24 protein-coding genes, 2 tRNA genes and 1 pseudogene are annotated in these 26482 nt (G+C 68.0%); 16 read left to right on the top strand and 11 right to left on the bottom strand.

The features are described 5' to 3' along the window. The first annotated feature begins 105 nt into the window (after positions 1–105). The 5 genes from AB0I22_RS01640 to AB0I22_RS01620 all read left to right on the top strand — a co-directional run bounded on the left by AB0I22_RS01640 (position 106) and on the right by AB0I22_RS01620 (position 6477). Positions 106–591 carry a DciA family protein gene (locus AB0I22_RS01640; protein ID WP_363128576.1) on the top strand — a complete coding sequence of 162 codons (486 nt, stop codon included), beginning with the start codon at positions 106–108 and terminating at the stop codon, positions 589–591. A 287-nt stretch (positions 592–878) separates the two neighbouring features. Then, entirely contained in the window at positions 879–2924 is a 2046-nt protein-coding gene (gyrB, locus tag AB0I22_RS01635) for a DNA topoisomerase (ATP-hydrolyzing) subunit B (RefSeq protein WP_363128575.1), read from the top strand. 72 nt (positions 2925–2996) lie between these two features. Beyond that, positions 2997–5618, top strand: coding sequence for a DNA gyrase subunit A (gyrA, locus tag AB0I22_RS01630; RefSeq protein WP_363128574.1), 2622 nt, complete (start codon positions 2997–2999; stop codon positions 5616–5618). Positions 5619–5741: 123 nt separating this feature from the next. Next, positions 5742–6344, top strand: a complete 603-nt coding sequence (locus AB0I22_RS01625) for a DUF3566 domain-containing protein (protein ID WP_363128573.1) — start codon at positions 5742–5744, stop codon at positions 6342–6344. Between the two features lie 59 nt (positions 6345–6403). Next, positions 6404–6477: transfer RNA gene (locus AB0I22_RS01620), tRNA-Ile, on the top strand. 179 nt (positions 6478–6656) lie between these two features. On the opposite strand, the gene AB0I22_RS01615 is transcribed toward AB0I22_RS01620, so the two are convergent. Next, positions 6657–7613 carry a zinc-binding alcohol dehydrogenase family protein gene (locus AB0I22_RS01615; protein WP_363128572.1) on the bottom strand — a complete coding sequence of 319 codons (957 nt, stop codon included), beginning with the start codon at positions 7611–7613 and terminating at the stop codon, positions 6657–6659. A 110-nt stretch (positions 7614–7723) separates the two neighbouring features. On the opposite strand from AB0I22_RS01615, the gene AB0I22_RS01610 reads away from it, so the two are divergent. Further along, positions 7724–8188: a MarR family transcriptional regulator gene (locus tag AB0I22_RS01610; protein WP_363128571.1), complete on the top strand. Its 465-nt coding sequence runs from the start codon at positions 7724–7726 to the stop codon at positions 8186–8188. 124 nt (positions 8189–8312) lie between these two features. On the opposite strand, the gene AB0I22_RS01605 is transcribed toward AB0I22_RS01610, so the two are convergent. Then, on the bottom strand, positions 8313–8651 hold the full coding sequence (locus AB0I22_RS01605; protein WP_363128704.1) for a transcriptional regulator: 339 nt from the start codon (positions 8649–8651) through the stop codon (positions 8313–8315). 38 nt (positions 8652–8689) lie between these two features. After that, positions 8690–9283: a hypothetical protein gene (locus tag AB0I22_RS01600; RefSeq protein WP_363128570.1), complete on the bottom strand. Its 594-nt coding sequence runs from the start codon at positions 9281–9283 to the stop codon at positions 8690–8692. A 355-nt stretch (positions 9284–9638) separates the two neighbouring features. Between AB0I22_RS01600 and AB0I22_RS01595 the strand changes: the two genes are divergently transcribed. Continuing rightward, positions 9639–9773, top strand: a complete 135-nt coding sequence (locus AB0I22_RS01595) for a DLW-39 family protein (RefSeq protein WP_003958712.1) — start codon at positions 9639–9641, stop codon at positions 9771–9773. A 141-nt stretch (positions 9774–9914) separates the two neighbouring features. On the opposite strand, the gene AB0I22_RS01590 is transcribed toward AB0I22_RS01595, so the two are convergent. Beyond that, positions 9915–11315 (bottom strand): serine/threonine-protein kinase, encoded by a 1401-nt coding sequence (locus AB0I22_RS01590; RefSeq protein ID WP_363128569.1) that lies wholly within the window; start codon positions 11313–11315, stop codon positions 9915–9917. Positions 11316–11370: 55 nt separating this feature from the next. Continuing rightward, positions 11371–11916 carry a DNA-binding protein gene (locus tag AB0I22_RS01585; protein WP_363128568.1) on the bottom strand — a complete coding sequence of 182 codons (546 nt, stop codon included), beginning with the start codon at positions 11914–11916 and terminating at the stop codon, positions 11371–11373. Positions 11917–12034: 118 nt separating this feature from the next. On the opposite strand from AB0I22_RS01585, the gene AB0I22_RS01580 reads away from it, so the two are divergent. The 6 genes and pseudogenes from AB0I22_RS01580 to AB0I22_RS01555 form a co-directional block, all read left to right on the top strand. Further along, positions 12035–12107, top strand: a tRNA-Ala gene (locus AB0I22_RS01580). A 246-nt stretch (positions 12108–12353) separates the two neighbouring features. Continuing rightward, entirely contained in the window at positions 12354–13262 is a 909-nt protein-coding gene (locus tag AB0I22_RS01575) for a DNA-processing protein DprA (protein WP_363128567.1), read from the top strand. Further along, on the top strand, positions 13259–14056 hold the full coding sequence (locus AB0I22_RS01570; RefSeq protein WP_363128566.1) for a hypothetical protein: 798 nt from the start codon (positions 13259–13261) through the stop codon (positions 14054–14056). The genes AB0I22_RS01575 and AB0I22_RS01570 overlap by 4 nt, the downstream gene beginning before the upstream one ends. A 309-nt stretch (positions 14057–14365) precedes the next feature. Beyond that, positions 14366–15367: a hypothetical protein gene (locus tag AB0I22_RS01565; protein WP_363128565.1), complete on the top strand. Its 1002-nt coding sequence runs from the start codon at positions 14366–14368 to the stop codon at positions 15365–15367. Between the two features lie 47 nt (positions 15368–15414). Then, positions 15415–15966: a hypothetical protein gene (locus AB0I22_RS01560; RefSeq protein WP_363128564.1), complete on the top strand. Its 552-nt coding sequence runs from the start codon at positions 15415–15417 to the stop codon at positions 15964–15966. Positions 15967–16327: 361 nt separating this feature from the next. Continuing rightward, positions 16328–16488 (top strand): annotated as a pseudogene (locus AB0I22_RS01555) (IS5/IS1182 family transposase); the annotation flags it as partial. 138 nt (positions 16489–16626) lie between these two features. Here AB0I22_RS01555 and AB0I22_RS01550 read toward each other — a convergent pair. Further along, positions 16627–17835: an MFS transporter gene (locus AB0I22_RS01550; RefSeq protein ID WP_363128563.1), complete on the bottom strand. Its 1209-nt coding sequence runs from the start codon at positions 17833–17835 to the stop codon at positions 16627–16629. Between the two features lie 144 nt (positions 17836–17979). Between AB0I22_RS01550 and AB0I22_RS01545 the strand changes: the two genes are divergently transcribed. Next, positions 17980–18321: a helix-turn-helix transcriptional regulator gene (locus AB0I22_RS01545; protein ID WP_363128562.1), complete on the top strand. Its 342-nt coding sequence runs from the start codon at positions 17980–17982 to the stop codon at positions 18319–18321. Between the two features lie 62 nt (positions 18322–18383). Here the strand turns inward: AB0I22_RS01545 and asnB are convergent, their stop codons facing one another. The 3 genes from asnB to AB0I22_RS01530 all read right to left on the bottom strand — a co-directional run bounded on the left by asnB (position 18384) and on the right by AB0I22_RS01530 (position 21870). Further along, positions 18384–20234, bottom strand: coding sequence for an asparagine synthase (glutamine-hydrolyzing) (asnB, locus tag AB0I22_RS01540; protein ID WP_363128561.1), 1851 nt, complete (start codon positions 20232–20234; stop codon positions 18384–18386). A 74-nt stretch (positions 20235–20308) separates the two neighbouring features. Then, positions 20309–21364: a Gfo/Idh/MocA family oxidoreductase gene (locus tag AB0I22_RS01535; protein ID WP_363128560.1), complete on the bottom strand. Its 1056-nt coding sequence runs from the start codon at positions 21362–21364 to the stop codon at positions 20309–20311. Further along, the gene (locus tag AB0I22_RS01530) at positions 21361–21870 is read right to left on the bottom strand and encodes a GNAT family N-acetyltransferase (RefSeq protein WP_363128559.1); all 510 of its coding nucleotides are present in this window, start codon (positions 21868–21870) and stop codon (positions 21361–21363) included. Before AB0I22_RS01530 ends, AB0I22_RS01535 begins: the two co-directional genes overlap by 4 nt. A 217-nt stretch (positions 21871–22087) precedes the next feature. Here AB0I22_RS01530 and hemA point away from each other — a divergent pair, with 217 nt between their 5' ends. Further along, positions 22088–23317, top strand: a complete 1230-nt coding sequence (hemA, locus tag AB0I22_RS01525; protein WP_363128558.1) for a 5-aminolevulinate synthase — start codon at positions 22088–22090, stop codon at positions 23315–23317. A 97-nt stretch (positions 23318–23414) separates the two neighbouring features. Then, complete coding sequence (locus tag AB0I22_RS01520) at positions 23415–24410, top strand: hydroxyacid dehydrogenase (protein ID WP_363128557.1); 996 nt, start codon at positions 23415–23417, stop codon at positions 24408–24410. A gap of 73 nt (positions 24411–24483) precedes the next feature. Here the strand turns inward: AB0I22_RS01520 and AB0I22_RS01515 are convergent, their stop codons facing one another. Both AB0I22_RS01515 and AB0I22_RS01510 read right to left on the bottom strand, forming a co-directional pair. Continuing rightward, positions 24484–25449: a LysR family transcriptional regulator gene (locus AB0I22_RS01515; protein WP_363128556.1), complete on the bottom strand. Its 966-nt coding sequence runs from the start codon at positions 25447–25449 to the stop codon at positions 24484–24486. Beyond that, on the bottom strand, positions 25446–26480 hold the full coding sequence (locus AB0I22_RS01510; RefSeq protein ID WP_363128555.1) for a ScbA/BarX family gamma-butyrolactone biosynthesis protein: 1035 nt from the start codon (positions 26478–26480) through the stop codon (positions 25446–25448). Before AB0I22_RS01510 ends, AB0I22_RS01515 begins: the two co-directional genes overlap by 4 nt. Between the last annotated feature and the right edge of the window lie 2 nt (positions 26481–26482).

The raw sequence follows: 26482 nt of genomic DNA, 5'->3' as shown, positions 1-26482 counted from the left end.
TCGTCCCCTGGGCGGCCGTCGCCCTCGGGGCAGCCTTCGTCGTCCGCCGAACAGCCGTCGGCGGCCTCGTCCGCGTCCCCGCCCCCGTCGCCGGAGCCGTCCGGGGTGGATCTGGCGCGGGTGGCGCTGCGCGCGGCGAAGGAGCAGGCGCGGGCGCGGGGCAACGCGGTGCAGCAGAAGCGGCAGGCCCGGCGTGGGGGCGTGCGCTCCGGAGCGCGTGCGGACGGCCGTGATCCCCTGCCGCTGGGTGCGGCGATCAACCGGTTGATCACGGAGCGTGGCTGGGAGACGCCCGCGGCGGTGGGCGGCGTGATGGGGCGCTGGCCGCAGATGGTGGGCCCGGAGGTGGCGCAGCACTGCGAGCCGCAGCGGTACGACGAGGACGCCCGGGTGCTGACGGTGCTGTGCGATTCGACCGCCTGGGCGACTCAACTCCGTTTGCTGGCACCGCAGTTGGTGGCTCGACTGAACGCGGATCTGGGGCAGGGCACGGTCCGGCTGATCAAGGTGTCGGGGCCCGGCGGGCCGGGGCGCCGGTACGGGCCGCTGCGGGCGCCGGGGAGCCGTGGTCCCGGGGATACGTACGGGTGAGACGGGGGTGGGGGCTGAGACTCCGCTCACGGTAGCGGGTGGTTGACAGCCCGAAGCGCTGAGTGCCGCTGTGAGCCTCCTGAAGGCCGGGTGCACATATAGGGAGTCGGCGGTTGGCGGTTCAGGGCGGCACATGAGGACTCAGGTACCGCCAAACCCCCATTCATGTCAGCGCTACCGGTAGACTGGTAGCAATCCCGCCGACTCGCGGAACATGTCGAACGACGCAGCCGCTCCTGCCTGCCCCGGAACGGGGAATCCCCGCCGCAAGCAGGGGACGACGGCTTGTGCTGTGCCAGAAAGGGCGCTTCGTGGCCGATTCCGGCAACCCCAACGAGAACATCACCGTTCCCCAGACAGAAGGGGCCCCAACGGGCGCCGCCGGCGGCGAGCCGTCGTACGACGCCAGTGCGATCACGGTCCTTGAGGGTCTGGACGCGGTCCGTAAGCGTCCCGGTATGTACATCGGCTCGACCGGTGAGCGGGGCCTGCACCACCTGGTGCAGGAGGTCGTCGACAACTCCGTCGACGAGGCCATGGCCGGCCACGCGGACACGATCGATGTCACGATCCTGCCGGACGGCGGGGTGCGCGTGATCGACAACGGCCGCGGCATCCCGGTGGGCATCGTCCCCTCCGAGGGCAAGCCCGCGGTCGAGGTCGTGCTGACGGTGCTGCACGCGGGCGGCAAGTTCGGCGGCGGCGGTTACGCCGTCTCCGGCGGTCTGCACGGTGTCGGTGTGTCGGTCGTCAACGCGCTGTCGACCAAGGTGTCGGTCGACGTCAAGACGGACGGCTACCGCTGGACCCAGGACTACAAGCTCGGTACGCCGACGGCTCCGCTGCAGCGCAACGAGGAGACGGAGGAGACGGGCACGACCGTCACCTTCTGGGCCGACGGCGACATCTTCGAGACCACGGAGTACTCCTTCGAGACGCTGGCGCGGCGTTTCCAGGAGATGGCGTTCCTGAACAAGGGACTGAACATCTCGCTGACGGACGAGCGCGCCGATCACGTCGACGAGGAGGGCAAGCCGCTCACGGTCCGGTACCACTACGAGGGCGGCATCGTCGACTTCGTGAAGTACCTGAATTCCCGCAAGGGTGAGCTGATTCACCCGACGGTGATCGACATCGAGGCCGAGGACAAGGAGCGGATGCTCTCCCTTGAGGTCGCGATGCAGTGGAACAGCCAGTTCAGCGAGGGCGTGTACAGCTTCGCGAACACGATCCACACGCATGAGGGCGGTACGCACGAAGAGGGTTTCCGTGCGGCGATGACCGGTCTGGTCAACCGTTACGCGCGGGAGAAGAAGTTCCTCCGGGAGAAGGACGACAACCTCACCGGCGAGGACATTCGCGAGGGTCTGACGGCGATCATTTCGATCAAACTCGGCGAGCCGCAGTTCGAGGGCCAGACGAAGACGAAGCTGGGCAACACGGAGGCGAAGACCTTTGTGCAGCGGGTGGTGCACGAGCACCTGACGGACTGGTTCGACCGTAATCCCAATGAGGCCGCGGACATTATCCGCAAGGCGATCACGGCGGCCACGGCGCGGGTCGCGGCGCGAAAGGCGCGGGATCTCACGCGGCGCAAGGGGCTGCTGGAGAGCGCCTCTCTGCCGGGCAAGCTGAGCGACTGCCAGTCGAACGATCCGACGAAGTGCGAGATCTTCATCGTCGAGGGCGACTCGGCCGGCGGCTCGGCGAAGTCGGGCCGTAATCCGCAGTACCAGGCGATCCTCCCGATCCGGGGCAAGATCCTCAATGTGGAGAAGGCCCGGATCGACAAGATCCTCCAGAACACCGAGGTCCAGGCGCTGATCTCGGCGTTCGGCACCGGTGTGCACGAGGACTTCGAGATCGAGAAGCTCCGCTATCACAAGATCATTCTGATGGCGGACGCCGACGTCGACGGCCAGCACATCAACACCCTGCTGCTCACCTTCCTCTTCCGCTTTATGCGGCCGCTGGTCGAGGCGGGTCACGTCTATCTGTCGCGCCCCCCGCTCTACAAGATCAAGTGGGGCCGGGACGACTTCGAGTACGCGTATTCCGACCGCGAGCGGGACGCGCTGATCCAGCTCGGCCGGGAGAACGGGAAGCGGATCAGGGACGATTCGGTCCAGCGCTTCAAGGGCCTCGGCGAGATGAACGCCGAGGAGCTGCGCATCACCACCATGGACGTCGACCACCGCGTGCTGGGCCAGGTCTCCCTGGACGACGCGGCGCAGGCGGACGACCTGTTCTCGGTGCTCATGGGCGAGGACGTCGAGGCTCGGCGCTCGTTCATCCAGCGCAATGCCAAGGACGTCCGTTTCCTCGACATCTGAGCCCTGCCGGCATGTCCCCGGCGATACGCCAGGGGATTTTCCAGCCGCAGCTCGAAAGGACTTTGAACAGCAATGGCCGACGAGACACCTGACATTCCCGTGGGTTCCGTGACCCCGGAGGGCGAGCCCGCCGCCGTGGAAGGCGTGGGAATGCGCGTCGAGCCCGTCGGGCTCGAAACGGAGATGCAGCGCTCGTATCTCGACTACGCGATGAGCGTGATCGTCTCGCGTGCGCTGCCCGATGTGCGCGATGGCCTGAAGCCCGTGCACCGGCGCGTGCTCTACGCGATGTACGACGGCGGTTACCGGCCCGAGAAGGGCTTCTACAAGTGCGCGCGCGTCGTCGGCGACGTGATGGGTACGTACCACCCGCACGGCGACTCCTCGATCTACGACGCGCTGGTGCGCCTGGCGCAGCACTGGTCGATGCGGATGCCGCTGGTCGATTCCAACGGCAACTTCGGTTCTCCGGGCAATGACCCGGCCGCGGCCATGCGGTACACCGAATGCAAGATGATGCCGCTGGCCATGGAGATGCTCCGGGACATCGACGAGGAGACCGTCGAATTCCAGGACAACTACGACGGCCGCAACCAGGAGCCGACGGTGCTGCCGGCCCGGTTCCCGAACCTGCTGATCAACGGTTCGGCGGGCATCGCGGTCGGCATGGCGACCAATATCCCGCCGCACAATCTCCGCGAGGTGGCGGAGGGCGCCCAGTGGTATCTGGCGAATCCCGAGGCGACGCCGGAGGAGCTGCTCGAAGCGCTCATCGACCGCATCAAGGGCCCGGACTTCCCGACCGGTGCGCTGGTCGTGGGCCGCAAGGGCATCGAGGAGGCGTACCGCACGGGCCGCGGCTCGATCACGATGCGCGCGGTCGTGGCGGTCGAGGAGATCCAGAACCGGCAGTGCCTGGTGGTCACCGAGCTGCCGTACCAGGTGAACCCGGACAACCTCGCGCAGAAGATCGCCGACCTGGTGAAGGACGGCAGGGTCGGCGGCATCGCGGACGTACGGGACGAGACCTCCTCGCGTACGGGCCAGCGGCTGGTGGTCGTCCTCAAGCGGGACGCCGTCGCCAAGGTCGTGCTGAACAACCTGTACAAGCACACCGACCTGCAGACGAACTTCGGCGCGAACATGCTGGCGCTGGTCGACGGGGTGCCGCGCACGCTGTCGATCGACGCGTTCATCCGCAACTGGGTGATGCACCAGGTCGAGGTCATCGTCCGGCGGACGCGGTTCCGGCTGCGCAAGGCCGAGGAGCGCGCGCACATCCTGCGCGGCCTGCTGAAGGCGCTCAACGCCATCGACGAGGTCATCGCGCTGATCCGGCGCAGTGACACCGTCGACATCGCGCGTGAGGGCCTGATGGGGCTGCTGACGATCGACGAGATCCAGGCGAACGCGATTCTGGAGATGCAGCTGCGGCGCCTCGCCGCGCTGGAGCACCGGAAGATCACCGCTGAGCACGACGAACTTCAGTCGAAGATCAACGAGTACAACGCGATCCTCGCCTCGCCGGAGCGGCAGCGGCAGATCATCAGCGAGGAGCTCCAGGCGATCGTCGACAAGTTCGGCGACGACCGGCGCTCGAAGCTGGTGCCCTTCGACGGCGACATGTCCATCGAGGACCTGATCGCCGAAGAGGACATCGTCGTCACGATCACCAAGGGCGGCTATGTCAAGCGGACGAAGAGCGAGGACTACCGCTCGCAGAAGCGCGGCGGCAAGGGCGTGCGGGGCACGAAGCTGAAGCAGGACGACATCGTCGACCACTTCTTCGTCTCCACCACCCACCACTGGCTGCTGTTCTTCACCAACAAGGGCCGGGTGTACCGGGCGAAGGCGTACGAGCTGCCGGACGCCGGCCGGGACGCGCGGGGCCAGCACGTGGCCAACCTGCTCGCCTTCCAGCCGGACGAGCAGATCGCGCAGATCTTGGCGATCCGGAACTACGAGGCGGTTCCGTACCTGGTCCTGGCGACGAAGTCGGGCCTGGTGAAGAAGACTTCGCTCAAGGACTACGATTCCCCGCGTTCGGGTGGTGTCATCGCGATCAACCTCCGGGAGGCGGAGGACGGGACCGAGGACGAGCTGATCGGCGCGGAGTTGGTCTCCTCCGAAGATGATCTACTTCTCATCAGCAAGAAGGCGCAGTCGATCCGGTTCACCGCCACGGACGAAGCTCTGCGTCCCATGGGGCGCGCCACTTCGGGCGTCAAGGGGATGAGCTTCCGGGAGGGCGACGAGCTCCTCTCGATGAATGTGGTGCGTGCCGGTACGTTCGTCTTCACCGCTACGGATGGCGGTTACGCGAAGCGTACGAATGTCGATGAGTACCGCGTCCAGGGTCGCGGCGGTCTGGGTATCAAGGCCGCCAAGATCGTGGAGGTTCGCGGCTCGCTGGTCGGCGCACTGGTGGTGGAGGAGAGCGATGAGATCCTGGCCATCACGCTGAGCGGCGGGGTGATCCGTACGCGGGTCAGCGAGGTCAGGGAGACGGGCCGTGACACCATGGGCGTCCAACTGATCAACCTGGGTAAGCGCGATGCTGTTGTGGGCATCGCCAGGAACGCCGAGGCCGGTCGCGAGGCTGAAGAGGTCGTGGAGTTGGCCGACGCAGCCGCGGATGACGGGCCCGAGGCGGCCGAGGGCGAAGCGCCTTCGGCCGAGGAGACCGAGGAGTAAGTCTTGAGTGGAGCCACGGGCGCCGCGGCGGGCGGTGCGGGTGCCGGGGGGCGGAAGCCTGGCAGGCCCGCGACCGATACGGCCGGCGCCCGGGGTGCTGCCGCAGACTCCCAGGGGGGAACCGTGACGGACACCCGAGGGTCGCAGCCGTACGACGCGTATGCGTCGGGGCCGCTGCCCGGCGAGCGTCGGGGGCAGCAGCAGCCCGCGCAGCCGTACCACCCGCCGCAGGCGTACGCGCCGCCGGCGGAGCGTACGGGCGGTGGTGCCGGAGGCGGTACGGGTGGTGGCGCCGCGGGCGGATCGGAACAGCACGGCGTGAAGAAACCGCGCACCGGTATCCGTACGGAGCCGCGTACGCGCAAGGCACGGCTGCGGGTGGCGAAAGCCGATCCGTGGTCGGTGATGAAGGTCAGTTTTCTGCTGTCGATCGCGCTGGGTGTGTGCACGATCGTGGCGGCGTCGGTGCTGTGGATGGTGATGGACGCCATGGGCGTCTTCTCCACCGTCGGCGGGACGATCAGCGAGGCGACGGGCTCCAACAACGGCGGCGGTTTCGACCTCCAGTCGTTCCTGTCGCTGCCGCGAGTGCTGCTGTTCACGTCGGTCATCGCGGTGATCGACGTGGTCCTGGCGACGGCGCTGGCGACGCTGGGGGCCTTCATCTACAACCTGTCGGCCGGGTTCGTGGGGGGCGTGGAGCTCACGCTCGCCGAGGACGAGTAGGGCGGCGGCTATCGATTTTGGGACTTGGCCCTGGGTGCGCTAATCTTTCGGTGCAGCGCGGGGCTATAGCTCAGACGGTTAGAGCGCTTCCCTGATAAGGAAGAGGCCACAGGTTCAAGTCCTGTTAGCCCCACAGAGCAACAGAGGCATAACGCCAGGCTGGAAGCCCGGTCCTTCTATGGAAGGACCGGGCTTTCTGCGTGCTTGGAGCTTGTTCCTCCGGAATTCCTCCAGGGCCGGGGGTGGGTGGGGTGGCGGTATGCCGACCGGTCGGTTTGGGGTGGGTGCGAGGGGGCCCCTCCCAGTCGGGCGTCAGGGCAGCAGGACCATGCGCGTGCCGGTGGGGGTGGCAGCGGCCCACGCGGTTTCGGCTTCGCTCAGGGGCAGCGTGACCGTATCGATCGTGAGGCCGGCCGTGGGGAGGCGGGCGGCGAGATCCTTGTGGGCGGTGTGCATGTCGGCGGGCGAGACGGAGCCTTGGCCGCTGCCGCGGAAGTCGATGTTCGTCTTGCGCAGGGCCGCGCCGGGGAGCGTGATGCTCGCGCCCGCCATGGCGCCGACGTGCACCCAGCGCAGCCGGTGGGCGGCGTCCGTACGGGCGGCGGCGAGGGCGGCGAGGGCGGTCTCGGTGGGGTGGCCCCAAAGGTAGTCGACCACGACGTCGGCGTCCGCCGCCGTCTCGGCCAGGCGCCGGGCGACGGTGTCGTCGTCCGCGGCGAGGGAAACGGTGTGGTCGGCGCCCATGCCGGGCAGCTTGGCCAGGGCTTGCGGGTCGCGTCCGGCGGCGGTCACGGTCTTCGCGCCGAGGAGGCGGGCGAGTTGTACGGCCATCTGTCCGGCGTTGCCCGTGGCACCCAGGACCAGTACGTTCTCGCCGGGCTTGAGCCGCGTGCGCCGGGTGAGGGCGAGCCAGGCGGACATCGCCGGGTTCATCGCCCCGGCCACCGTGGCGTCGTCGACTCCGTCCGGCAGCTCGACCAGGGCGTCGGCGGGGACGGCGACATATTCGGCCATGCTGCCGTTGGGGGCCTTGAGGCCGCCGAAGAAGACCCGGGTGCCGTCCTCGGTGAGCCCGACGCCGTCGAAGCCGGGGACCAAGGGCAGGGTGTTGTCGCTGGTGTAGTGGGTGCCGGCCGCGCCGGACCGGACGCGGGGGTGCAGGCCCGCCGCCAGAACCCTGATCAGTTTCTCGCCGTCGGCGGGGCTGGGGTCGGGGAAGGGCTGGTAGCGGGGCGGTTGGCCGAAAGCGGTGACGACAGCTGCGTACATGGGGGACTCCTGAGGGAGCGGTTGTCTGGATGGTCGGATTGAACCATTCTACTTAGTTACCCATACTATATGGGTGCCTTAGTTTCTGCCTTCGGGGCCGGGCGGGCGCGGTGAACGAGGAGGAGTGCATGGACAAGGGTGATGGCGAGGGCGAGGGCGAGGGCGAGGGCCTGGCGCTGACGGATGCGCTGGTGCAACTGTCTTTCCGGGTGCAGGCAGCCGTCGAGCAGGCGTGTGCCGAGCACGGCACCTCGCCGGGGCAGGCCCGCCTGCTGGGTGTATTGAAGGGGCGTACCCCCGCCATGACCGAACTGGCCGTTCTGCTCGAAGTCGAGCGGGCCAGCGTGACCGGGCTCGTGGACCGGGCCGAGCGACGTGGCCTGGTGCGGCGGGTGGCGGTGCCCGGTGACCGACGCGCCTCCCGGGTCGAACTGACCGAACAGGGGCGGCAGACCGAGGCGGCCTTCCGCGCCGATGTCGCCCGTCGCCTTGAGGCGCTGACCAGCGGCCTGCCGGCTGCTGAGCGGGCTCGGTTCGGACGGACCGCCGGTCGCATACTCGCTGTCGAGACGTAGCGGCGGGTGGTGGCGTGTGCGGCGCCGTGTGGCGTGCGTCGCGTGCCGCTTGCTCCGCTTGCTGCGTGCCGACCTGTACGAGCTCGGCGGTGGGGGATCAGCGGCTGTGCGGCTGCGTCTGCGGCTACGGCTCGGCCGGTGGGGTCTGTACGGTCGCGCTGGCGTCCCGGGCGGCGGAGACGATCTCCTGGAGGGCCGTGACGTGCTGCGTCAGCGAGCGGTGCCCCTCAGGAGTGAGGGAGAGCCAGGTGCGCGGCCGCTTGCCGACATAGCCCTTGCGGATCTCCGCGTATCCGGCGGCTTCCAGGGCCGAGGCGGCCTTGCTCAGCACCGAGTCGGATACCTGGCAGTGGTCGCGTACCACCGCGAACTCGGCTTCGGCACAAGCGGACAGGAACGCCGCCACGGCCAGCCGGGTGGGGTTGTGCAGCGTCTCGTCAAGGGCGGGCGCCTGCGGTCTCAGAGGTACCCGCGGTCTCCGAGGTTCCGGCGGATCGGCGGTCACGCCGTGCCCCGCAGTTGCCGCGTCTCGCGCAGCCGGCGGCTGATCGCGATGTTGCGCCAGGCGAACCCGGCCCAGAAGCCGAGCCCGAGGGTGACGGCCAGGACGGCGACGGCGACGTGCGCGCTGCCGCCGAGGGCCGCGCACGCGCCTCCCAACAGGCAGGCGGCGACGGAGCTGGGGAGCAGGATGGTGAGTATCCGCTTCCAGCGCTCGGCCTCGGAGGGTTCGTGGTCAGGCGGTATCACGCCCCTCCTCCGCCGTGCGATCCGCCTGAGCGCGAAGGCCGCCAGCGCGGCCAGCGGCAACGCGACCCATAGCTGGATGACGACCTTGCCGGACTCCAGGAACCGTTGCGCGAGGATGATGTAGATCGCGATCACGGCGCCGGCCGCCGGCCCGTACCAGGCGGGCACGGTACGGGCCTGGAACCGGGCCCGCGTCCGGGCGTCCTCGACGTCCCGCAGGGCACGCGTCGCGGCTTCGGGCGACAGGGGCGTCGCGGAGGACGCGGGGGATGCAAGGGACACAGGGGGCGGTGGGGGCGGCGAGGTGGTTCCGGTCGGCTCTTCGCCGGTGGTGTGCTGCTCCATCACGTACTCCCGAGTCCTCCGCCGGAATCTCCGCCAGTCTCCTCTTTCCACCATGCCATCTATTTTCCATCATGGAAAGTGAGCGTCCGTCGTGAGCATCGGCAAATGTGGGGCGCCGACTGATCTGGCATGTGCATTTTCAATTGCGCCTCCTCGGAGAGCGGGCGGGCGCGGGCTCGGGGCCCGCCGGCCCCAACCGGCCCTGACCGGCCTGTACGGGAATTCCCCGGCCCGGCCGATTCATTTTGTGCGGGTGCGCAGTTGACGGAGGACGCAGGTCACCGATCGATATCGGGTGGTGTGTATCATCGGCCACCAGAAGGTCCCCTACGTCAATGAAAGACGAGGTCGCGCGGTGAAGAAGCTTCTCCTGGTCGCCCTGGCCGCCATCGGCGGTCTCCTCGTGTACCGCCAGATCCAGGCGGATCGCGCCGAGCAGGATCTGTGGACGGAGGCGACCGACTCCGTGCCCGCAGGTTCGGGTGTGTGAGACGACTACCCCGGACGGGGCCCTGACCGCTGAGGCGGTCGGGGCCCCGTTTCCGTTGTCGGGGGAGATCGCTCCCGCGGGCGGCCCGGAATCGTTCCACATGGTGTTTGCTCACGTGAATTGATTCGTTGCTGATGTGAATCAGCTGACGGAGAGCGCCCAGATGCCCACGGCCAGGCAGAGCAGCGCGACGATCACGACCGGGACGGCGACCTTCGGGGGCGGTCCCGGTTGGCGTTTACGGGCGGCTGCGTGCCGGTAGGGCGTGGCGGGCCGCGGCGAGGAGTACGGGCGGGTGGGGGGATAGGCGGGCGGCAGGGGGGCTTGGGGAGTGTGGGGTGCGTGGGGCGGGGGGTGTGGGAGCTGCTGTTCCTGTGACTGTTCCGGTGGCTGCTGCTGACCCTGCTGCGCTTGTTGCCGGCTGGGCTGTGCTTGCCGCTCCTGCTGTGTCTGCTGTGCCTGCTGTGCCGGACGGGGCTGCGAAGCCGTGGAGCCCGGAAGTGGGAAAGGGAAGCTGCCCGTATCGGACATGGAGGGGCCCGGCGCGGCGGACTCGGGCGTCGGCGCCTCGCCCCGCGGTCCCGCTTCTGTGCCCGGATCTGTTCGATCTGCCCGGTTCTCCGTCTGTGCCGTCTGTGCCGTCTGCGTCGTTCGTCCCGTCCGCTCCGGGCCGTCCGGTCCGAACCCCGCGGGCAGCGGCCCGAGCTGGTCGAAGACCTCGATGACCTCTTCGTCGAAGGCCGGTTCCGGCAGCAGTTCCACCGCGGCGGTCAGCGCCTTCCGCGCCCCCGTAGCCGTACGGAACCGCGCGTACGGGTCCGGCTGCAGCAGATGGGCGATCACCTGCCACAGCGGTTCCGGCACCTCCGAAGGGGCGCTGGGCATGCCGTGGTCGAGGAAGAGCTGTACGAGGGCTTCCGCGTCCGGTTTGCGGCCGGTGAGCAAGTAGAGGGAGACGAGGCCGACGGCGAAGAGGTCGGCGGGAAAGTCGGGTTCCTCGCCCAGCATCTGCTCCGGCGCGAAGTAACCGGGCGTGCCCATGACGAAGTTGGAGTCCGTGAGGCGCGGTTCGCCCTTGCGCATCGCGATGCCGAAGTCGGAGAGCCGCAGGTGCGGGCGGCCGGTGCCGGTCGCCTCCAGCAGGATGTTGGCGGGCTTGATATCGCGGTGCACGACCCCCTCGGCGTGTACGGCCGTCAGCCCCGACAGCAGCTGGTCGAGCAGCGTGCACACGAAGACGGGCGGCAACGGGCCGTAATCCCCGATGAGATGGGCCAGCGAGCCGCCGCGCACCACATCCATGGTGAACAGCACCTTGTCGTCGTCGGCCGCCCAGCTCATCGGCGCCAGCACATGCGGATGATCGATGCGCAGCGCCTGTTCCCGTACGAATCTCAGCAGGGTGTGCGCGTCGCTCTGCTGCAGTACCTTCGCTGCCACGTAGCGCCGTCGCCGCTGGTCCCACGCGCGCCAGACGGCGCCCACGCCGCCGCGCCCGATCGGGTCGACCAGCTCGTACCGGCCGGCGAAGACCTCACCCATCGCGCTGTGCCCACCCCCACCTCGGCCCGGTCAGCTCCCGGTCGGCTTCCGGTCGTCAGCTCTGGTGCGCCTCGTAGTGCGCGACCGCCTCCGCGGTCCGCCCCGCGCCGTACACCCGCAGGAACTCCGACAGTTCGGGGTGGGAGGCGCTCAGTGTGTCCGCCGCCTCGATGATGTCGCCGGCCGCGGCGACGGAGCGCAGCAGCGACTGGATCTCCCGCACCACGCGCCGTACGGTCGGGGCGCCGCTGCTCGCGGTGGTCTGGGTGGTGTTCAGCACCGAGCCGCCCGAGGTCTTCTTGACCTCCTCCATGCGGTCCGCGGCCTCGGCGGCGCTGACGCTGCCGTCCGCGACCTGGCTCGACAACTCCTGGAGGGCCTGGACGCGTTGGACCACAGCAGGGTTGCCGATCTTCGCCCGCTGACCGCTCATGAGCTGGGACAGCATCGGGGCGGAGAGACCGAGCACGGACGCGAGGCGGGCCTGGTTGAGGCCGAGATCGTCGATGAGACGGCGGAAGAGCGCCCCGAGCGGCTCTCCGTACCAGCTTCGCTGTAGCTCTCGTGCGCGGGCGGTGGCTTCCTGCTGTGCTGCGTCCATCTCGCTCTCCCCTTCGCTTCGCTGCCGCGAATCTTGCGGTGCATCCTACGGAGCGCGGTACGCGCGAGCGATACCCGGTCGGGAATGCCGTCCGGTAGCCGGTACCCTGGTCGGGGACGGGGCCTTAGCTCAGTTGGTAGAGCGCTGTCTTTGCATGGCAGATGTCAGGGGTTCGACTCCCCTAGGCTCCACACATATGCACCCCTCTGATCTGCGGAAACGCGATTAGAGGGGTGTTTTTGTCCCGATTTCCCGCGCTGACGTGTCAGCACGGTGGTGCTGACACGCGGTATGCGTGGCCTTTGTTCATGGGGTTCGGGGCGGTTGTTTCTCCCCTGTCGGGCTCCCGGTCTTTGCGCAGAGTGACAGGGGGCGGCCTGAGAGGGCAGCGGTCCGTTTCAGGGTTGCTGTCGTGGGTGGGCGGTATCGTCGGACGTATGCAGGAGCGCTGGGAGGACGAGCGGGCGGCGATGGTCGTACTGCTTCGGCGTGCCCGTACGGAGCGGCAGGAGCGCGAGGCCGTGGCGCGGGTGATGGAGGCCGGTAGCGCCTCTCGGCTCCTCGATGAGGAGCAGCAGTCTCTCTTCGGCGGCCCTGTTCAGGAGGAGCTGCCCGCTGCGCGGGCCGAGTTGGAGCGTTGGGCGGCGCAGGGGATCGGGGTGCGTGCGCTGACCGAGGCGGACTATCCGCACCAGCTGAGCAGTGCTTTCGACGCCCCTGGGCTCGTCTTCACCCGTGGAGAAGCGCGTCCTGGGGATGCCGGGGTGGCCGTGGTCGGCTCGCGCAGCGCCGCGCAGCGTGATCTTGCTCGGACGGCCGCTCTTGCCGAGGGTCTCGTTGCGCGCGGCCTGAGTGTGGTGTCCGGGTTGGCGGCGGGGATCGATACGGCTGCGACCGCGACTGCGCTGGATGCGGGTGGGCGGGCGGTCGGCGTGATTGGTACTGGCGTGTATCACGCCTACCCGCCGGAGAATCTTGCCCTGCACCGCAGGGTTGTGGCGTCGGGGCTGGTGTTGTCGCCGTTCTGGCCGGAGACTCCGCCGTCAAAGACGACGTTTCCGCGGCGGAACGGCACGATGTCGGCGTACTGCCTGGCCACGGTGATCATGGCGGCGGGGCCGCGCAGCGGTACGCGTATCCAGGCGCGTAAGGCGGTCGAGCACGGCCGCCCGGTGATTTTGCTGCGTTCGGCGCTTGAGGGGAACGACTGGGCGCGTGAGCTGCTGGACCGGCCCGATGTCCACGTCGCTGACGCGGTCGATGAGGCCCTGGCGGTGCTGGATGAGATCGTGCGTCGCCCGGCGGACATGGACCGGCTGCTGCGGGACCTCGTCGACCTGCCGTGACGCGGCATTCGGGAGATGGCAGGGCTGCTCGGTCTGCCGAGATCATCGCCCGTACTCGGTTCACCGATCATTTCCTGGCACCTGTCCGTGCTGCCCGCGGCATCTGTGCAGTGTGCGCGGGTCCTCTGGCTGATGGCGGGGCGCTGTGTTCCGCATGTGCGGCGCATCGCCGTCAGGCGCAGGAGCTTGGTGCGGAGACGGCGGACAGGGCCGTTTTCGTCGCGTACTCCGTCGCGGGCAGCCAGTCCGACTGGGACATGCACCGCTACAAGGCCGCCTCGCCGGGCCCGGCCAATCCCTCGTGGATGCGGACGGCGGGTCTCGCCGCGCACTTCGGCGTCATGCACCGCGCGTGCCTGGACGCCGGACGGTTCGGGCCGGTGGATGCGTTCGCGGTGGTGCCCTCGCTGGGCGGCCGGCCGACGCCGCATCCGCTGGAAACCCTGGCGGCCTACCTGCTCCCCCGGCTCCCGGCTGTTGCACTGTCAGCCGCTGCGGGCGATCGGGGAGACAGTGATCAGCGGCGCGTGTTCCAGCACGACTTCTTCGCTGTATCGGACCATGAGGCGGTGTGCGGTCGGCACATCGTGCTCGTTGACGACACGTGGGTTACCGGAAGCCACCTCCAGTCCGCTGCGGCGGCCCTGCGGCAGGCGGGCGCAGTCCGCGTGACGGGTCTGATCCTCGCCCGGCGGCTCCGCCCGGACTGGGGGACCAACGCCGACTTCATCTCCGAGCGGCTCGTCCGGCCCTACGACGTCGCGGTCTGCCCGGTGGGCGGGCACATCGGGTGAGGGTAGTCCCTGTAGGTGCTGATGACCTCGGCTGAAACCCCTCACATTCACCGAACGGTCCCATCCCGCCCGCACCGGCTGGCGAAACCTCGTGCAGAAGACGGGAGTTGGTTCACCTCGCCGAAATTGTGGGTTGTCGTGGCAGGTGGATGGTGGCTAGCCTGAGCGTAGGCAGGGAGCTCGGGATAGGACCTGAGCCACCGCTGATCTCTTCGAGGCACGGAGCGTCGGCACGGGCCACCGCCTCCTTCCCTATCCAACTCCTTGGTTGCCGGGATCGCTGTGTCCCGGTGGCTGGAAGGTGGCCGCATGACCATCTACTGTCAGCACGCCAACCGCGGGAAGACGCAGATCCTGGCCGTCTACCGGGACGGCGGCGATGTCGGGTCGTCGACCGTGACAAGCCTCGACAGTCCCGACCTCGCGGCTCCGGTCGTTGAGGCGCTCAACCGGATCTCTGCTCTCGCCACCGTCCCGGTAAGCATCTTCGATGAGCGTGAGCGGCGTGTAGCCAGCTATCCCACGGAACATCTGGCGGCGCTCACCGATCGGACTGCACGTGCCGATCTCCTCAGCGGAGCGCACAGCCTGTGGTACGAGTCGGTCTGCCTGGAGCTTCATCAGGCGCTGGCTGATCTGGATGATGCACTTGCCGCCGTACCGCAGCCGGTCCGGGTCGCGGTCGAGGCGGAGCTCGAAACGGAAGCGCGCGAGCTGCGCGACACACTTGCCGAATCCACGGAGGCAATCCCTGCACCGGAAGGAAACCGGCGCAGCTGGGACCACGAGCAGCCGTTCGTTCCCTATGGAGGCGGATCGCCGCTGCTGAGCACCACGGCACGCGAGCAGCTGGACCGCCAAGAGGAGGGCCTCACCGCTGAGCAGCGCGCGGATGCCGTGGCGAATCTGCGGGTACTGGTCACTGCCTTCGAACAGAGCTCAACCGCGGATGCCGGCTCGGGGTTCTTCTCAGTCGAGTACCCGGAGATCTTCGCTGAGCCGCATAACGCGAACCACCTCTTCCTGACCATCCGTGTTCCGGAGCCGGACGGGGAGGACGCGGGAGCCTGGAGCATCGAGATCTGCCGTTGGGAGCCCGACAACCCGGCTGAGGAGGGAGAAGACGAGTACAGCAGTGCCACAGGAGAACCCGTCCTGGAGTGCAGGCTCACCAACGCGAGTCCAGATGACATCACCGACCTGCTCTCCCGGCTCGCCGCAGAGCCTGGGCTGCTTCCCCAGTGGGCTGAGACGGAGGTAGGAGATCCGCTTGCGGGGACGAAATTCTTCGTCACCAAAGTGAGCCGATAGCACGTCGCTGACCTGCCTGAAGTGCGTTCGCAACGACTCTGGCAGCCGTGCTGACGTGTCAGCACGGGGCCGGGTCGAGGAGGATCGAGCGGGCCGCCGATGTCACCTCCGTGTTGAACGGTTCCGAACACCTGCGCACGGGGGAGTTCTACGTGGTCTTTGCTGACAACGTCGACCCCACCCACACAGCGCTGTCCACGCTCGTCACAGCGACTCCGTCGGTCATCCCGGCGGTTCTGGCCGCACTATTCGACGCCAGCGCGGCAAGCAGCCACGGAGTGATCGTCTGTACTGGTGAGGGGCCGGTGCAGAGGATGGTGGGACTGGTCGAGAAACCCGACCGAGACGAGACGGTCCGCCTGGAGGCGGAGTGCGGCATCGCCAATCTCCGACTCCTTCAAGGCCGGATGAGAGTGACGCCGAGGTTGCTGCGCTACCTGTCAGCAGTCGCTCAGAGCACGACCACCAGCGAACCGAAGTTCTCTTTGGCTTTGGCCTTGTACGCGAGATCGCATCGCGTCGACGTGGTAACCAGTACGCAGCCCTTGACGGACTTCGGCGTGCCGAGCCCGACGAGGGCACTGGTGCCGGGCCGCTGACGGCGAGCATAGGGACCAGCCGGTGCTGACACTCACGACGCCGCTTGTGGGGCTCTGGCTCGGAAATAGGCAGACGGTCTGGCTTCGCTTCGCCCCGCGCTTCCGTGGCCTGCTCGACCATCGGCCGGACGGGCCGACCTGCCCGACGGGGACAACCCGTGTCGGCGACGGGTACGGGCCGCTGGAGCCGTCGCGCTGCCCACGAGTCGCAGTGCCGCCTCCGACAGCGAGCCGGGCTCGGCTGTATAGGCGATCATGCGCTGGCCTGAGGTACCGGACCGATGCCTCAGGCCGAATCGCCGAGCGCTACGGGCTGGAGGAGAAGGAAGCAGAACATCACCCCGAGCACCGCCCGCTGTTGTCAGGCCTCGGCCGCACCCGATGGGTAGCCGAAGCCACCACCTCCCATTTCCATGGACCGCGCCCCTACGCACCCGATGGGAAGCCCGCGACGACATCCACAACGCCTTCCTCCAACTCACTCACTGCATGAACCTCGCCCGCAGACTCCCAGCATTCTGAAAGCGCTCCTGAGAGGGAGCAGCTCGTCGTCGGCCAACGAGCGGAGAGAGGGGCTGCTCGGTGGCCGACGACTGCCCGGGCAGCGTGGGAGGACCGGCGCGAACTGGCGGCTCTCCCCGGCGGGCAGGAGCCGCGCGGTCAGTCCGTCGCGCCCGTCGCCGCGATCACGGCATTCGGTGCGACGGCGGGGGAGGCCTTCCTGGCCGCGGCGCGTACGGCGGTGAGCTGGAGCAGTAGTGCGGCGGCGGCGAATCCCGCTGCCCAGAGGGGAAGGACCGAGCCGCTCCAGCCGTAGGCGAAGGCGGCACCGCCGAGGCCCGAGCCGATGGCGCTGCCGAGGTAGAGGGCAGATTCGTTGAGGGCAACGGCGACCGGGCCGCCGCGTTCACCGCGTGCGGCCAGCAGATCGTTCTGCTGGGGCACTTGGAGTGCCCAGCCGACCGCGCCCCAGATCGCGATGGGAAGCAGGGCCAGCAGCGGGGTGATGGAGGCGGTGAGTCGGAAGGCGAGCAGGCTGAGGGTGAGGATGACCAGGATGCCGACGACCAGGGTGGCCGGTCGGCGGACCTTGTCGACGAGTGAGCCGATGAGGATGCTGCCGAGCACGCCGCCGACGCCCCACGCCCAGAGGTAGGGCGTGATGTTGTCCACGCTGCCCATGGCGCCGGTGGCCATGACGGGGACGAAGTAGGTGTAGAGGCCGAGGCTGGCGACGGCGGCGAGGAGTGAGACGCCCACGACCGAGGCGACTCGGGGGTCGGTCACTACTTGGGCGCGCTGGCGCAGACTCACCGTTTCGGTGGCTGGGAGCTGCGGGAGTCGCAGCATCAGCCCGATGAGGGAGACGATGCCGATGCCGGTGACCAGCCACAGGGTGGCGCGCCAGCTGGTGTGCTGGGCGATGTATACGCCCGCGGGCACGCCGAGGACGGTGCCCGAGCTCATGCCGCCCATGATGACGGCAAGGGCGCGGCCCCGGCGTTCGCGGTCGACAAGCGAGGCGGCGGCCGCCGCGGCGAGAGCGAGGTAGAGGCCGGCGCCGACGCCCGCGAGGGCTCGGGTGATCAGCAGTACGGGCAGCGAAGCGGCAAGCGCGGAGCCCGCGTTGGCGAGGGAAAAGACGGCCAGGGAGGCCAGTAGCCCGGTGCGGACGCGCGAGGCGGAGAGGAGGGTGGCGAAGATCGGGGAGGCGATGGCGTATGCCAGGGTGAAGGCGGTGACCATCTGACCGGTGGTGGAGACGGTCGCATCGAAGTCATCCGCGATGGCGGGCAGTAGGCCTGCGGTGACGTAGGCGTCGAGTCCGAGCGCGAAAGCTCCCAGGCCCAGCAGGTAGACGAGTTTCACTGATTCCCCATTGTTCGAAGCATCCGGTACATAGGTACATTGCGGAGTTGGGCGTGGCAGGGCAAGCGGGAGCAATGCATTCAGGCCAGGTATGGCAAGGGGCGGACCAGGAGGCCGGGTGAGCGGTTGTGCGATTCTTGAGGGGTGCGCCACTACTTCCACCCGGAGATCCGAGACGTCTGCCTGCCCGACGTCCTGTTCGCGCTGAGCGACGCCACCCGGCTGGGTATCGCCGTCGCGCTCGCGGACGGCGGGGAGCGCACTGCTGGTGAACTCGGAGGCTCCCTAGCCAAGTCGACGATGACCCACCACCTCAAGGTCCTGCGCGAGGGAGGCGTGCTATGGGTGCGGTCCGAGGGCACGCGCTGCTACAACTCCCTGCGTCTGGCGGAGTTGGAGGCGCGCTTCCCCGGTCTGCTGGATCATCTCCTCGGATTCGCAGCGAAGTGCGGCTACACCTCGGCCGACGCCCGCCCTCGCGACTGACGGCGGACTGTCCAGGGGCGGGCATCGGGGGCACGGTGCCTTCTGGTAGGTGCGACCGCTGGTCAGAGGCTCAGCTCGATGTTGTAGGCGGAGAGCCAGGAGTTGAGCCCCAGCGCCATCTCCAGTCCCGAACGGTCGTACTGGGCACTCATGTCCCCGACGGGCCGGTCCAGCAGGGCCTTGGTCGCGGCGTTGTCTAGCAGAGGGAGCACCGGGGACGACGAGTCGGCGAGCACCTCGTGGAGCGAGACGCGCAGGCCCAGTTCGTACGCCGGGTCCTGAGTGGTCGGGTAGGGGCTCTTCACCCGCTGGACGATCGACTCAGGCAGGAGATCCTTGGTGGCGGCGCGCAGCAGGCTCTTCTCCCGTCCGTCAAACGACTTCATCTCCCAAGGCGTGTTGAAGACGTACTCGACGAGGCGGTGATCGCAGAACGGGACGCGCACTTCGAGTCCAACCGCCATGCTCATCCGGTCCTTGCGGTCGAGAAGGGTTTGCACGAAGCGGGTGAGGTTCACGTAACTCATCTGCCGCATACGGCGGTTTACGGCGTCCTCGCCGGCCAACTCGGGAGTCTCCGAGATCGCCTGGGCATAGCTGTCTCGAAGGAAGCCCGGCATGTCCAGTTTCTGGATGAGACCGGGGTCGAAGAGCGACTTGCCGTCGAAGTATTTCCCGGTCGCTGAGGTGAGCCAGGGGAACGTGTCTGCCCCGATGGCCTCGTTGTCGAAGAACCACCGGTAGCCTCCGAACACCTCGTCGGCCGACTCGCCGGAGAGCGCGACAGTGGAACGTTCCCGGACCGACTGGAAGAGGCGGTACAGGGAGGGCCACATGTCGCCCCAATACGCGGGCGGCAGGTCGAGCGCCTGGAGGACCTTGGCCCGCAATGCAGGGTCCGCCAGCTCACTGCTGTTCATGATGATCTCGCTGTGGTCGGCGCCCACGTGCTTCACCAGGTCGTGCACGAACGGGGTGTCCGAGGAACCGCGTACTGGGTCGACGATGAACTCGGCCCCGTGCTCCTCGAAATCGACCGAAAAGGAGCGCACCGGCCCCTCGCCCCGCCCCGCGAGAGTGCGCGAGGCCAGCGCGGTGATCACGGAGGAGTCCAAGCCGCCCGACAGCAGGGAGCACAGAGGTACGTCCGAGACGGTCTGGCGCTCGACGATGTCCTCCAGCAGGCCGCGGACGGTATCCACGGTCGTGTCCAGGTCGTCGGTGTGCTCGCGGGCCTCAAGCGCCCAGTACGTACGCTTGGTCAGGCCCGACCGGTCGACCCGCACCAGCTGACCGGGGCGCACCTCGTACATGCCGCTGAAGATCCCCTGCTCGGGAGTCTTCACCATCTCCAGGATCTCGCGCAGACCGTCCTGGCCGACCCGGCGGGGGACCGAGGGGTGGGCGAGGATGGCCTTGGGTTCTGACCCGAACAGCACTCCGTCGGAGGTGGGGAAGTAGTAGAGCGGCTTGACGCCCATACGGTCGCGCACCAGCAGCAGCGTCTGCGTACGCAGGTCCCACAGAGCGAAGGCGAACATGCCGTTGAGCCGGTCGACGATGCCCTCGCCCCATTCGAGGTAGCCCCGCACGACCACCTCAGTGTCGCTGCGCGTGCGGAATGAGTGGCCCCGAGAGGTCAGTTCCGCGCGCAGCTCCTTGAAGTTGTAGACCTCGCCGCTGTACGTGAGGCAGGCCAGCTCGCGGCCGTCGTTCTCGGCGACCATGGGCTGCTTGCCGCCGTCCAGATCGATGATGGACAGTCGGCGGTGACCGAGCGCGGCGTGCCGGTCCGTCCACATGCCCCCGGCGTCGGGGCCGCGGCAGGCCATGGTCTGGGTGAGGGCCTCAAGGGTGCGCTGGTCCTGGCGTACGTCTTGGGAAAAGCTGACCCAGCCTGCTATTCCACACATGGTGTCTCCCTGTGTCTCTCTGCATGGGGTGGTGAGGGTGATGGAAGGGGTGACGGAGGGGTGGCAGGGCCCCGTCAGCCCAGGCGCTCCAAGTCGGCCTCCTGGAGCACCGAGCGCCCGTCCGGGAAGTAGGCAACCGGCGCCGTGGAGCGCACTTGCGCGTCCATCGTGTTCAGTAGGCGCTGGAGGGCGAGCGCGTCGGCCAGCCCGGGGAACGGCGAGGAGGGCTGGCGGCCCCGCAGGACGAAGTCCGTGACGTCCTCGGTCATGCGGCCCAGCTTCACGATGGTGCGCGCCTCGTCAGATACAGGCTCCTGTCGGGTGTCCACCTCGCGGACCACCTCGTCACCAGCGGACGTCCGGCGCCACACGCGTAGCCGGTCGGCGTCCCATGCGGGTGTGTCATACACGGCGCTGGCGTAGTACAACTCCCCTTCCGGGTCACGGAAGACGAAGTCGATCTCACGCGAGCGCGTGATGTTTACGAAACTGCTGTAACCAGTGACCCTGCCGCCGTCCAGCCACGCGGACAGCGCGACGCTGTCGAGTACGTCGTCCCCCGACACGGAGAAGTCGGACCGGGTGCCCAGGACGGAGTCCAGCGTCAGGTCGCTTCCGCGGCCGGCGATCCACTGGACCAGGTCCAGCGGGTGGATAACCTCGCTTTGCACGCCGCTGGTCGGGCGGTGGTCGTTGATGCGGTCCTTGCCCCAGGTGAAGTGCGCCCTTACCAGCCGCAGGTCCCGTTCCAGGACATGGGCGCGCAGGACCCGGGTGGCGTCGGAGTACCGCTCCACCAGGTCCATGCAGAACTCAGAGGCCCCACTCAGGTGGGATTCGATTTCCCCCAGATCTTCCCCGGGAAGCGCCAGGGGCTTCTCGGCCAGGACGAATCCCCGGTATCCGTCCAGAGTCGAAATCGCCTCGGCATGCGCGATGTCCGGAACCGTCACGACCACCACATCGGGCTGGAATTCCGCCAGAGCGCGGGTCGTGGAATCGAAGTAAGGGAGCGGGCTCTCCTTCGGGCTGCGGCCAACGTAGGCAAATTCTGACTCCGCGGCAGTACGTGAAAACGCGTTGAGGAATCGGGTTCCGGCATAGCCGAGACCTATGATCAGGACTCTCATTTCTGGTCATCTCCAAGGGGGCGCGAAAGGAGCTCCTCGCCAGACGGCTGGAACCCCAGCTTCCGGTAGAGCGGAGTGCCGACGGCCGTCGTCTGGAGGGCTACCGCGTCGGCGCCCACCCGGCGCAGCCAGCCGAGCACGTGGTCCATGACGAGACCCCCCAGGCCCTGCTGCCGAAGAGCCGGATCGACGACCACGGTCTGCACCCAGCCCGAGCGCCCACTGGGGCAGTGCACGGTGGGGGCGCGCTGGTCCACCACGGCGATGGCACAGGCGCAGAGGCCCCCCGCCTCGCCGATCACGGCGACGTGCACCCAGTCGGCGGCCTCCGTGAGAACCCGGCCGAGCCATGCGCGATAGTCCCGCTTCCACGCCTCGTCCTCCGCCTCGTTGCGCGCCGCGTAGACCGCAGTCCCCGAGCTGAGCAGCAATGTGCGCAGACGTACGAGCTCCGCGATGTCGTCCAAGGTCGCCGAGCGCGGCTTCAAGTGATCCTGGGAACTCATGTCGAGAGACTTTAGAAGCCCGTGGAACGAAAGAGAAATGGGAACCCCCATCGTCTATGCGGTTCTTGAATAACTGGCGCCGAGACCTCTGTGGCCTCTTGTTATGTGGATACCCCATGAGGCCGCAGATTCAGTATTTCCCTGTGGCGTCGAACCCCTCTAGATTCGCCGCGGCGCAACAAATGATCACCGACGGAATGCGTTCACGGGAGGTTTCATGTTCAGCTACGTAGACTTCTTCTCGGCACAGATAGATGCCCTAAAGCAACAGGGCAGCTACCGTACTTTCCTGGAGATTGAACGGCGGGCGGGGGCGTTCCCTACCGCGCTGAAGTTCGGCCCCGGGAACAGCCGGAGAATCAGCGTCTGGTGCAGCAACGACTACCTGGGAATGGGTCAGCATCCCCAGGTGCTCGCGGCGATGAAGAAGGCCGTGGACGAGGCGGGCGCGGGCAGCGGCGGTTCCCGCAACATCTCGGGCAACAGCCACTACCACGTGCAGCTGGAGCGTGAACTTGCCGATCTGCACGGCATGGAGTCGGCGCTGATCTTCCCCTCCGGCTACGCGGCGAATGACGCTGCGCTCACGGTCCTCGGCAGCAAGCTGCCGGGTTGCGTCGTGTTCTCGGACGAGCTCAACCACGCCTCGATGATCGCCGGCATCCGACACAGCGGTGCCGAGAAGCACGTCTTCCGGCACAACGACGTCGATCACCTTGAGGAACTGCTGGCCAGCACGGACCCCGCGATCCCCAAAGTCATTGCCTTGGAGAGCGTCTACTCCATGGAGAGCGACGTTGCCCCGCTGAGGCGGGTAGCCGAACTCGGCAAGCAGTACGGCGCGTTCACCTACCTCGACGAGGTGCACGCTGTAGGCATGTACGGTCCGCGCGGTGCCGGAAAGGCCGCCGAGTACGGCATTGCCGACCGGTTCGACGTCGTACAGGGGACCTTGGCCAAGGCGTTCGGAACCGCCGGCGGATACGTGGCGGGCCCGGCGCCCGTAGTGGATGCCATCCGCAGCTTCGCCGCCGCCTTCATCTTCACCACATCGCTACCGCCCGCCGTGGCGGCCGGGGCACTGGCGGCGGTGCGTCACCTCAAGCGCTCGGAGCGCGAACGCACCCAGTTGGCTCAGAAGTCGGCCCTGTTGCAGGGCATGCTGCGTGACCACGGCATCCCGGTCGTCTCGGAGGCGGCCCACATCGTGCCCGTCCTGGTTGGGGACGCGGTCAAGTGCCAGCACGTGGCGCGGAGGCTGCTGGACCAGCACGGCTACTACGTGCAGCCAATCAACTCCCCAAGTGTGGCAATGGGATCCGAGCGACTTCGGGTGACTCCCACGCCCCATCACAGCGACGACGAGATCGTGGGATTCGCCCGTGCGCTCGACGCCATCTGGGAGTCCGAGGCTCTGCCTCGCACGCTTGCTCCCGCCCCCGCGTGACGCCGCCCGTCGCGCCGGGCTTGCCCCTGAACGGCGGATCTCCGAGGCCGTCCACCTCGGTCATACGACCTCTCGCCCTTACGAAAGGAAACAACCTGTGCGCAAGCCCGTTGTTGTCGTGGCCGATCCGCTGGATCCCGAAACCTTGAAAGACCTGCACCTTTGCGAGGTCAGGATGTGCGACGGCCGCGACACGGTCGCGCTGCACGCGGCGCTCCGCGAAGCTGACGCTCTGCTCATCCGTAGTGGCACGCGGGTGGACGAGGCTGCTCTTGCCGCCGCACCCCGGCTGCGGGTCGTAGCTCGGGCGGGCGTCGGACTCGACAACGTTGACGTGGTGGCCGCCACCAGGCACGGCGTCCTCGTCGCCAACGCGCCCTTGTCCAACGTTCTCAGCGTGGCCGAGCTGACGATCGGGCTCATCCTGGCCTTGATGAGGCATGTGGTGCCCGCCGGATCCGCCCTGCGCGCAGGGCGCTGGGAGCGAACCCGGCACCAGGGGATCGAACTGGCGGGGCGCACCGTGGGAATAGTTGGGCTCGGCCATGTGGGCACCCTGGTGGCCCAGCGGCTGGCGGCCTTCAAGGTCGAGGTCATTGCGTACGACCCCTATGTGCCGCAGAGTCACGCGCAGTCCGTGGGCGCGGCATTGACCGCTCTCGACGAACTGATGGGGCGCAGTGATGTCGTCACCGTCCACCTTCCGAAGAACTCGGTCACGACCGGGATTATCGGCGAAAGGGAACTCCGCCTGGCCAAACCGTCGATGTTGCTCGTCAACACGGCACGTGGTGGGATCGTCGACGAGACCGCCCTGGCCGTCGCACTCAAGGAGGAGCGTCTGGCCGGGGCGGCACTGGACGTCTTCGAGATCGAGCCTGCCGTAGGCAACCCCCTGCTGGACTTACCCAACGTGCTTACGACCCCCCATCTGGGCGCCAGCACCCGCGAGGCGCAGGGACGGGCTGGCCGGGAGGCGGTGTCGGCAGTGCTGCGTGTGCTGGTGGGTGAGCGGCCTGAGCACGCGGTGAACATGGCCGCGCTGGACCCGGGCACCACAGCCAGCCGTCCCACCGGACCTGGGCTGCCGTAGCGGGTACTGCAGGAAACGCGCCTGTGGGGGCTCCGACCGGAGCGCCGGCGCCCCCACAGATTGGTGTCAGGGCTCAGCGGGCAGTTGTCCCGGTGTGCCGCAGCCGCCCTGCGGTGAAGTCCGGGCGGTGGCCGGGCGCCAGGACATCTTGGGCGATCTGAACGAATCGGCCGACCAGCGGGTGGCTTCCCTGGACGGGCTGGATCAATGAAATGGGGATCTGGGGCCCGCCCCGGAGCGGAACGAAATCGACCGATGGGTGGATCGTCCGCCGCAGCGCCAGCTCCGGCACCACGCCCAGGCCCTTCCCTGCGGCCGCGGACTCGATGCACTCGTCGAAGTTGTGGCACCGCAGTGCAATCCGGAGCGGCCCCGCCCCCCAGTCCTGTTCCGTGACCGGTCCCACCGCCTCGCTGACGATCAGCGGGTGCTCGGCGAGTTCGCTCCAGTCCACTCCGCTGCGCGCCGCCAGCGGATGACGGTGGGGTACCACGGCGACGTACTGCTCGCTGCCCACTCTGGTCGCACGCATCCCTCTGCGGTGCGTGTACCCACGCAGAATCGCCACGTCCAGCGTCGACTGCGCGATCCCCGCGCCGACGTCGTCCCGGCGCTTGAGCTCCACGCCTACCCGGGTCTCCACTTCGAATCTGTTGATCGCGTCGTGCACCCAGTTGTCGGGCAACAGCCAAGAGAACCCGAGGCGCAATTCCGAAACCACGCTCTCGGGCCGCAGGGCTTTCTCGAACAAGGGAAGGAGAACCTGGAGCTCGTCGCGGAGCTTCTCGCCAGCCGGGGTGATCGAGACCTGCCGGGTCGTGCGGTGGAACAGGCGCAGACCCATGTGCTCTTCGATACGCTGGACAGAGCGGGTCAGCGCGGGCTGGTTGCTGGAGAGCCGATTCGCCGCGTCCGTGAAGCTCAGCATGTCGGCGACGGCGAGGAAAGCGCTCAGGTGGCGCAGGCTGATATCGGAAAGGCGCGCTGCGGATGAGTGTTGGTTCAGTGGCTCGCCTGTTCCCCCAAACCGTTGTGTCATGACAGGGCGTCGCCTCGTGACGTCCCTGCCGCTCCACAGGGGGCGCGGTCGACAGACGGTGTCGCGCGGGACGCGGGCGCTGTGGTGGTGAGCTCGGCGGTGAGTGCCACCAGGTCGTTCTGCGCTGCCCTGACAGCCAGCCGCTGGTGTCCGGATGCGTCTGCGGGCAGTTCCCGGGTGAACAGGGCACAAGGCGGGCCCAGCTCTACGTATCGCTCGAAAGCGTATGACAACGAGGTGACTTCGGCCCCTGCCGCACTTGTCCCGGCCGGGTTCGGGGTGCTCCTCGACCCAATCGCGGCCTGGTGAGCGGCTTCCAGCAGGAGCATCCCCGGTACGTGGTCCATTGGGTGATCGAAGAAGATGGGGTGGTCGGTGGTGACGCGCAGCCACTGTGCGCTCCCTGCGGCGGAGGGCGTCAGGAGCACGTCCCGCTCCCACACGCGGTGGAAGCGTCCGGGATGCGTGAGGACGGGGCCGGGCATGGGCACCGCGTGTGACATCGCCAGCGGGAAGTCCACGTAGCTGCCCCGCAGTCGCTGGTACACCTCCTTGGCCATCACGGCGAACCGCGTCTTGGCCTGGGCGACTGGGACGCCGCCCCACGTGACGGTCGTCCACATCGACAGCGCAGCAGGGCGGCTGCCGCGGTAGGAGATGTCGTAGCACTGCACTTGCAGCTCGACGTCTCGCCGGTGGCTCGCCGTGGTGTCGGCAAGGTGAAGGAGCTGGTAGGAGAACCGTTCCCAAATGAGCTGGTGCCCGAGCGGCACGCCGTAGGCGGCGTGGCACAGCAGAGGTAAGGTCTGACGGATCGTCTCGGAGAGGAGCAGGGGGTCGAGAGTGCTCCCCACCTGGTAGAAGGGGTGCGTATCTGGCCACTCCGCAGCTATTCGGAATCGGTCGCCGCCTTCCCCGCTCCAGCTTCTGAGGTAGACCTCCGACGCGTTCGCCTTGTGTACGTAGTGTTGCGGCACCCGGCCACCGATGGGCGTATCGATGCATTTGCTGAGATTGTCGCGTGCGTGCACGA

This window comes from Streptomyces sp. NPDC050610 (assembly GCF_040654875.1).
Classification (GTDB): domain Bacteria; phylum Actinomycetota; class Actinomycetes; order Streptomycetales; family Streptomycetaceae; genus Streptomyces.
This window is presented reverse-complemented; position numbering and strand designations above follow the sequence as displayed.

Coding starts and splice junctions, on each gene's coding strand:
- AB0I22_RS01535 (WP_363128560.1), bottom strand. CDS start 21,364: ATGAGAGTCCTGATCATAGGTCTCGGCTATGCCGGAACCCGATTCCTC.
- AB0I22_RS01600 (WP_363128570.1), bottom strand. CDS start 9,283: ATGGAGCAGCACACCACCGGCGAAGAGCCGACCGGAACCACCTCGCCG.
- AB0I22_RS01575 (WP_363128567.1), top strand. CDS start 12,354: ATGCAGGAGCGCTGGGAGGACGAGCGGGCGGCGATGGTCGTACTGCTT.
- AB0I22_RS01530 (WP_363128559.1), bottom strand. CDS start 21,870: ATGAGTTCCCAGGATCACTTGAAGCCGCGCTCGGCGACCTTGGACGAC.
- AB0I22_RS01590 (WP_363128569.1), bottom strand. CDS start 11,315: ATGGGTGAGGTCTTCGCCGGCCGGTACGAGCTGGTCGACCCGATCGGG.
- hemA (WP_363128558.1), top strand. CDS start 22,088: ATGTTCAGCTACGTAGACTTCTTCTCGGCACAGATAGATGCCCTAAAG.
- gyrA (WP_363128574.1), top strand. CDS start 2,997: ATGGCCGACGAGACACCTGACATTCCCGTGGGTTCCGTGACCCCGGAG.
- AB0I22_RS01585 (WP_363128568.1), bottom strand. CDS start 11,916: ATGGACGCAGCACAGCAGGAAGCCACCGCCCGCGCACGAGAGCTACAG.
- AB0I22_RS01565 (WP_363128565.1), top strand. CDS start 14,366: ATGACCATCTACTGTCAGCACGCCAACCGCGGGAAGACGCAGATCCTG.
- asnB (WP_363128561.1), bottom strand. CDS start 20,234: ATGTGTGGAATAGCAGGCTGGGTCAGCTTTTCCCAAGACGTACGCCAG.
- AB0I22_RS01615 (WP_363128572.1), bottom strand. CDS start 7,613: ATGTACGCAGCTGTCGTCACCGCTTTCGGCCAACCGCCCCGCTACCAG.
- AB0I22_RS01515 (WP_363128556.1), bottom strand. CDS start 25,449: ATGACACAACGGTTTGGGGGAACAGGCGAGCCACTGAACCAACACTCA.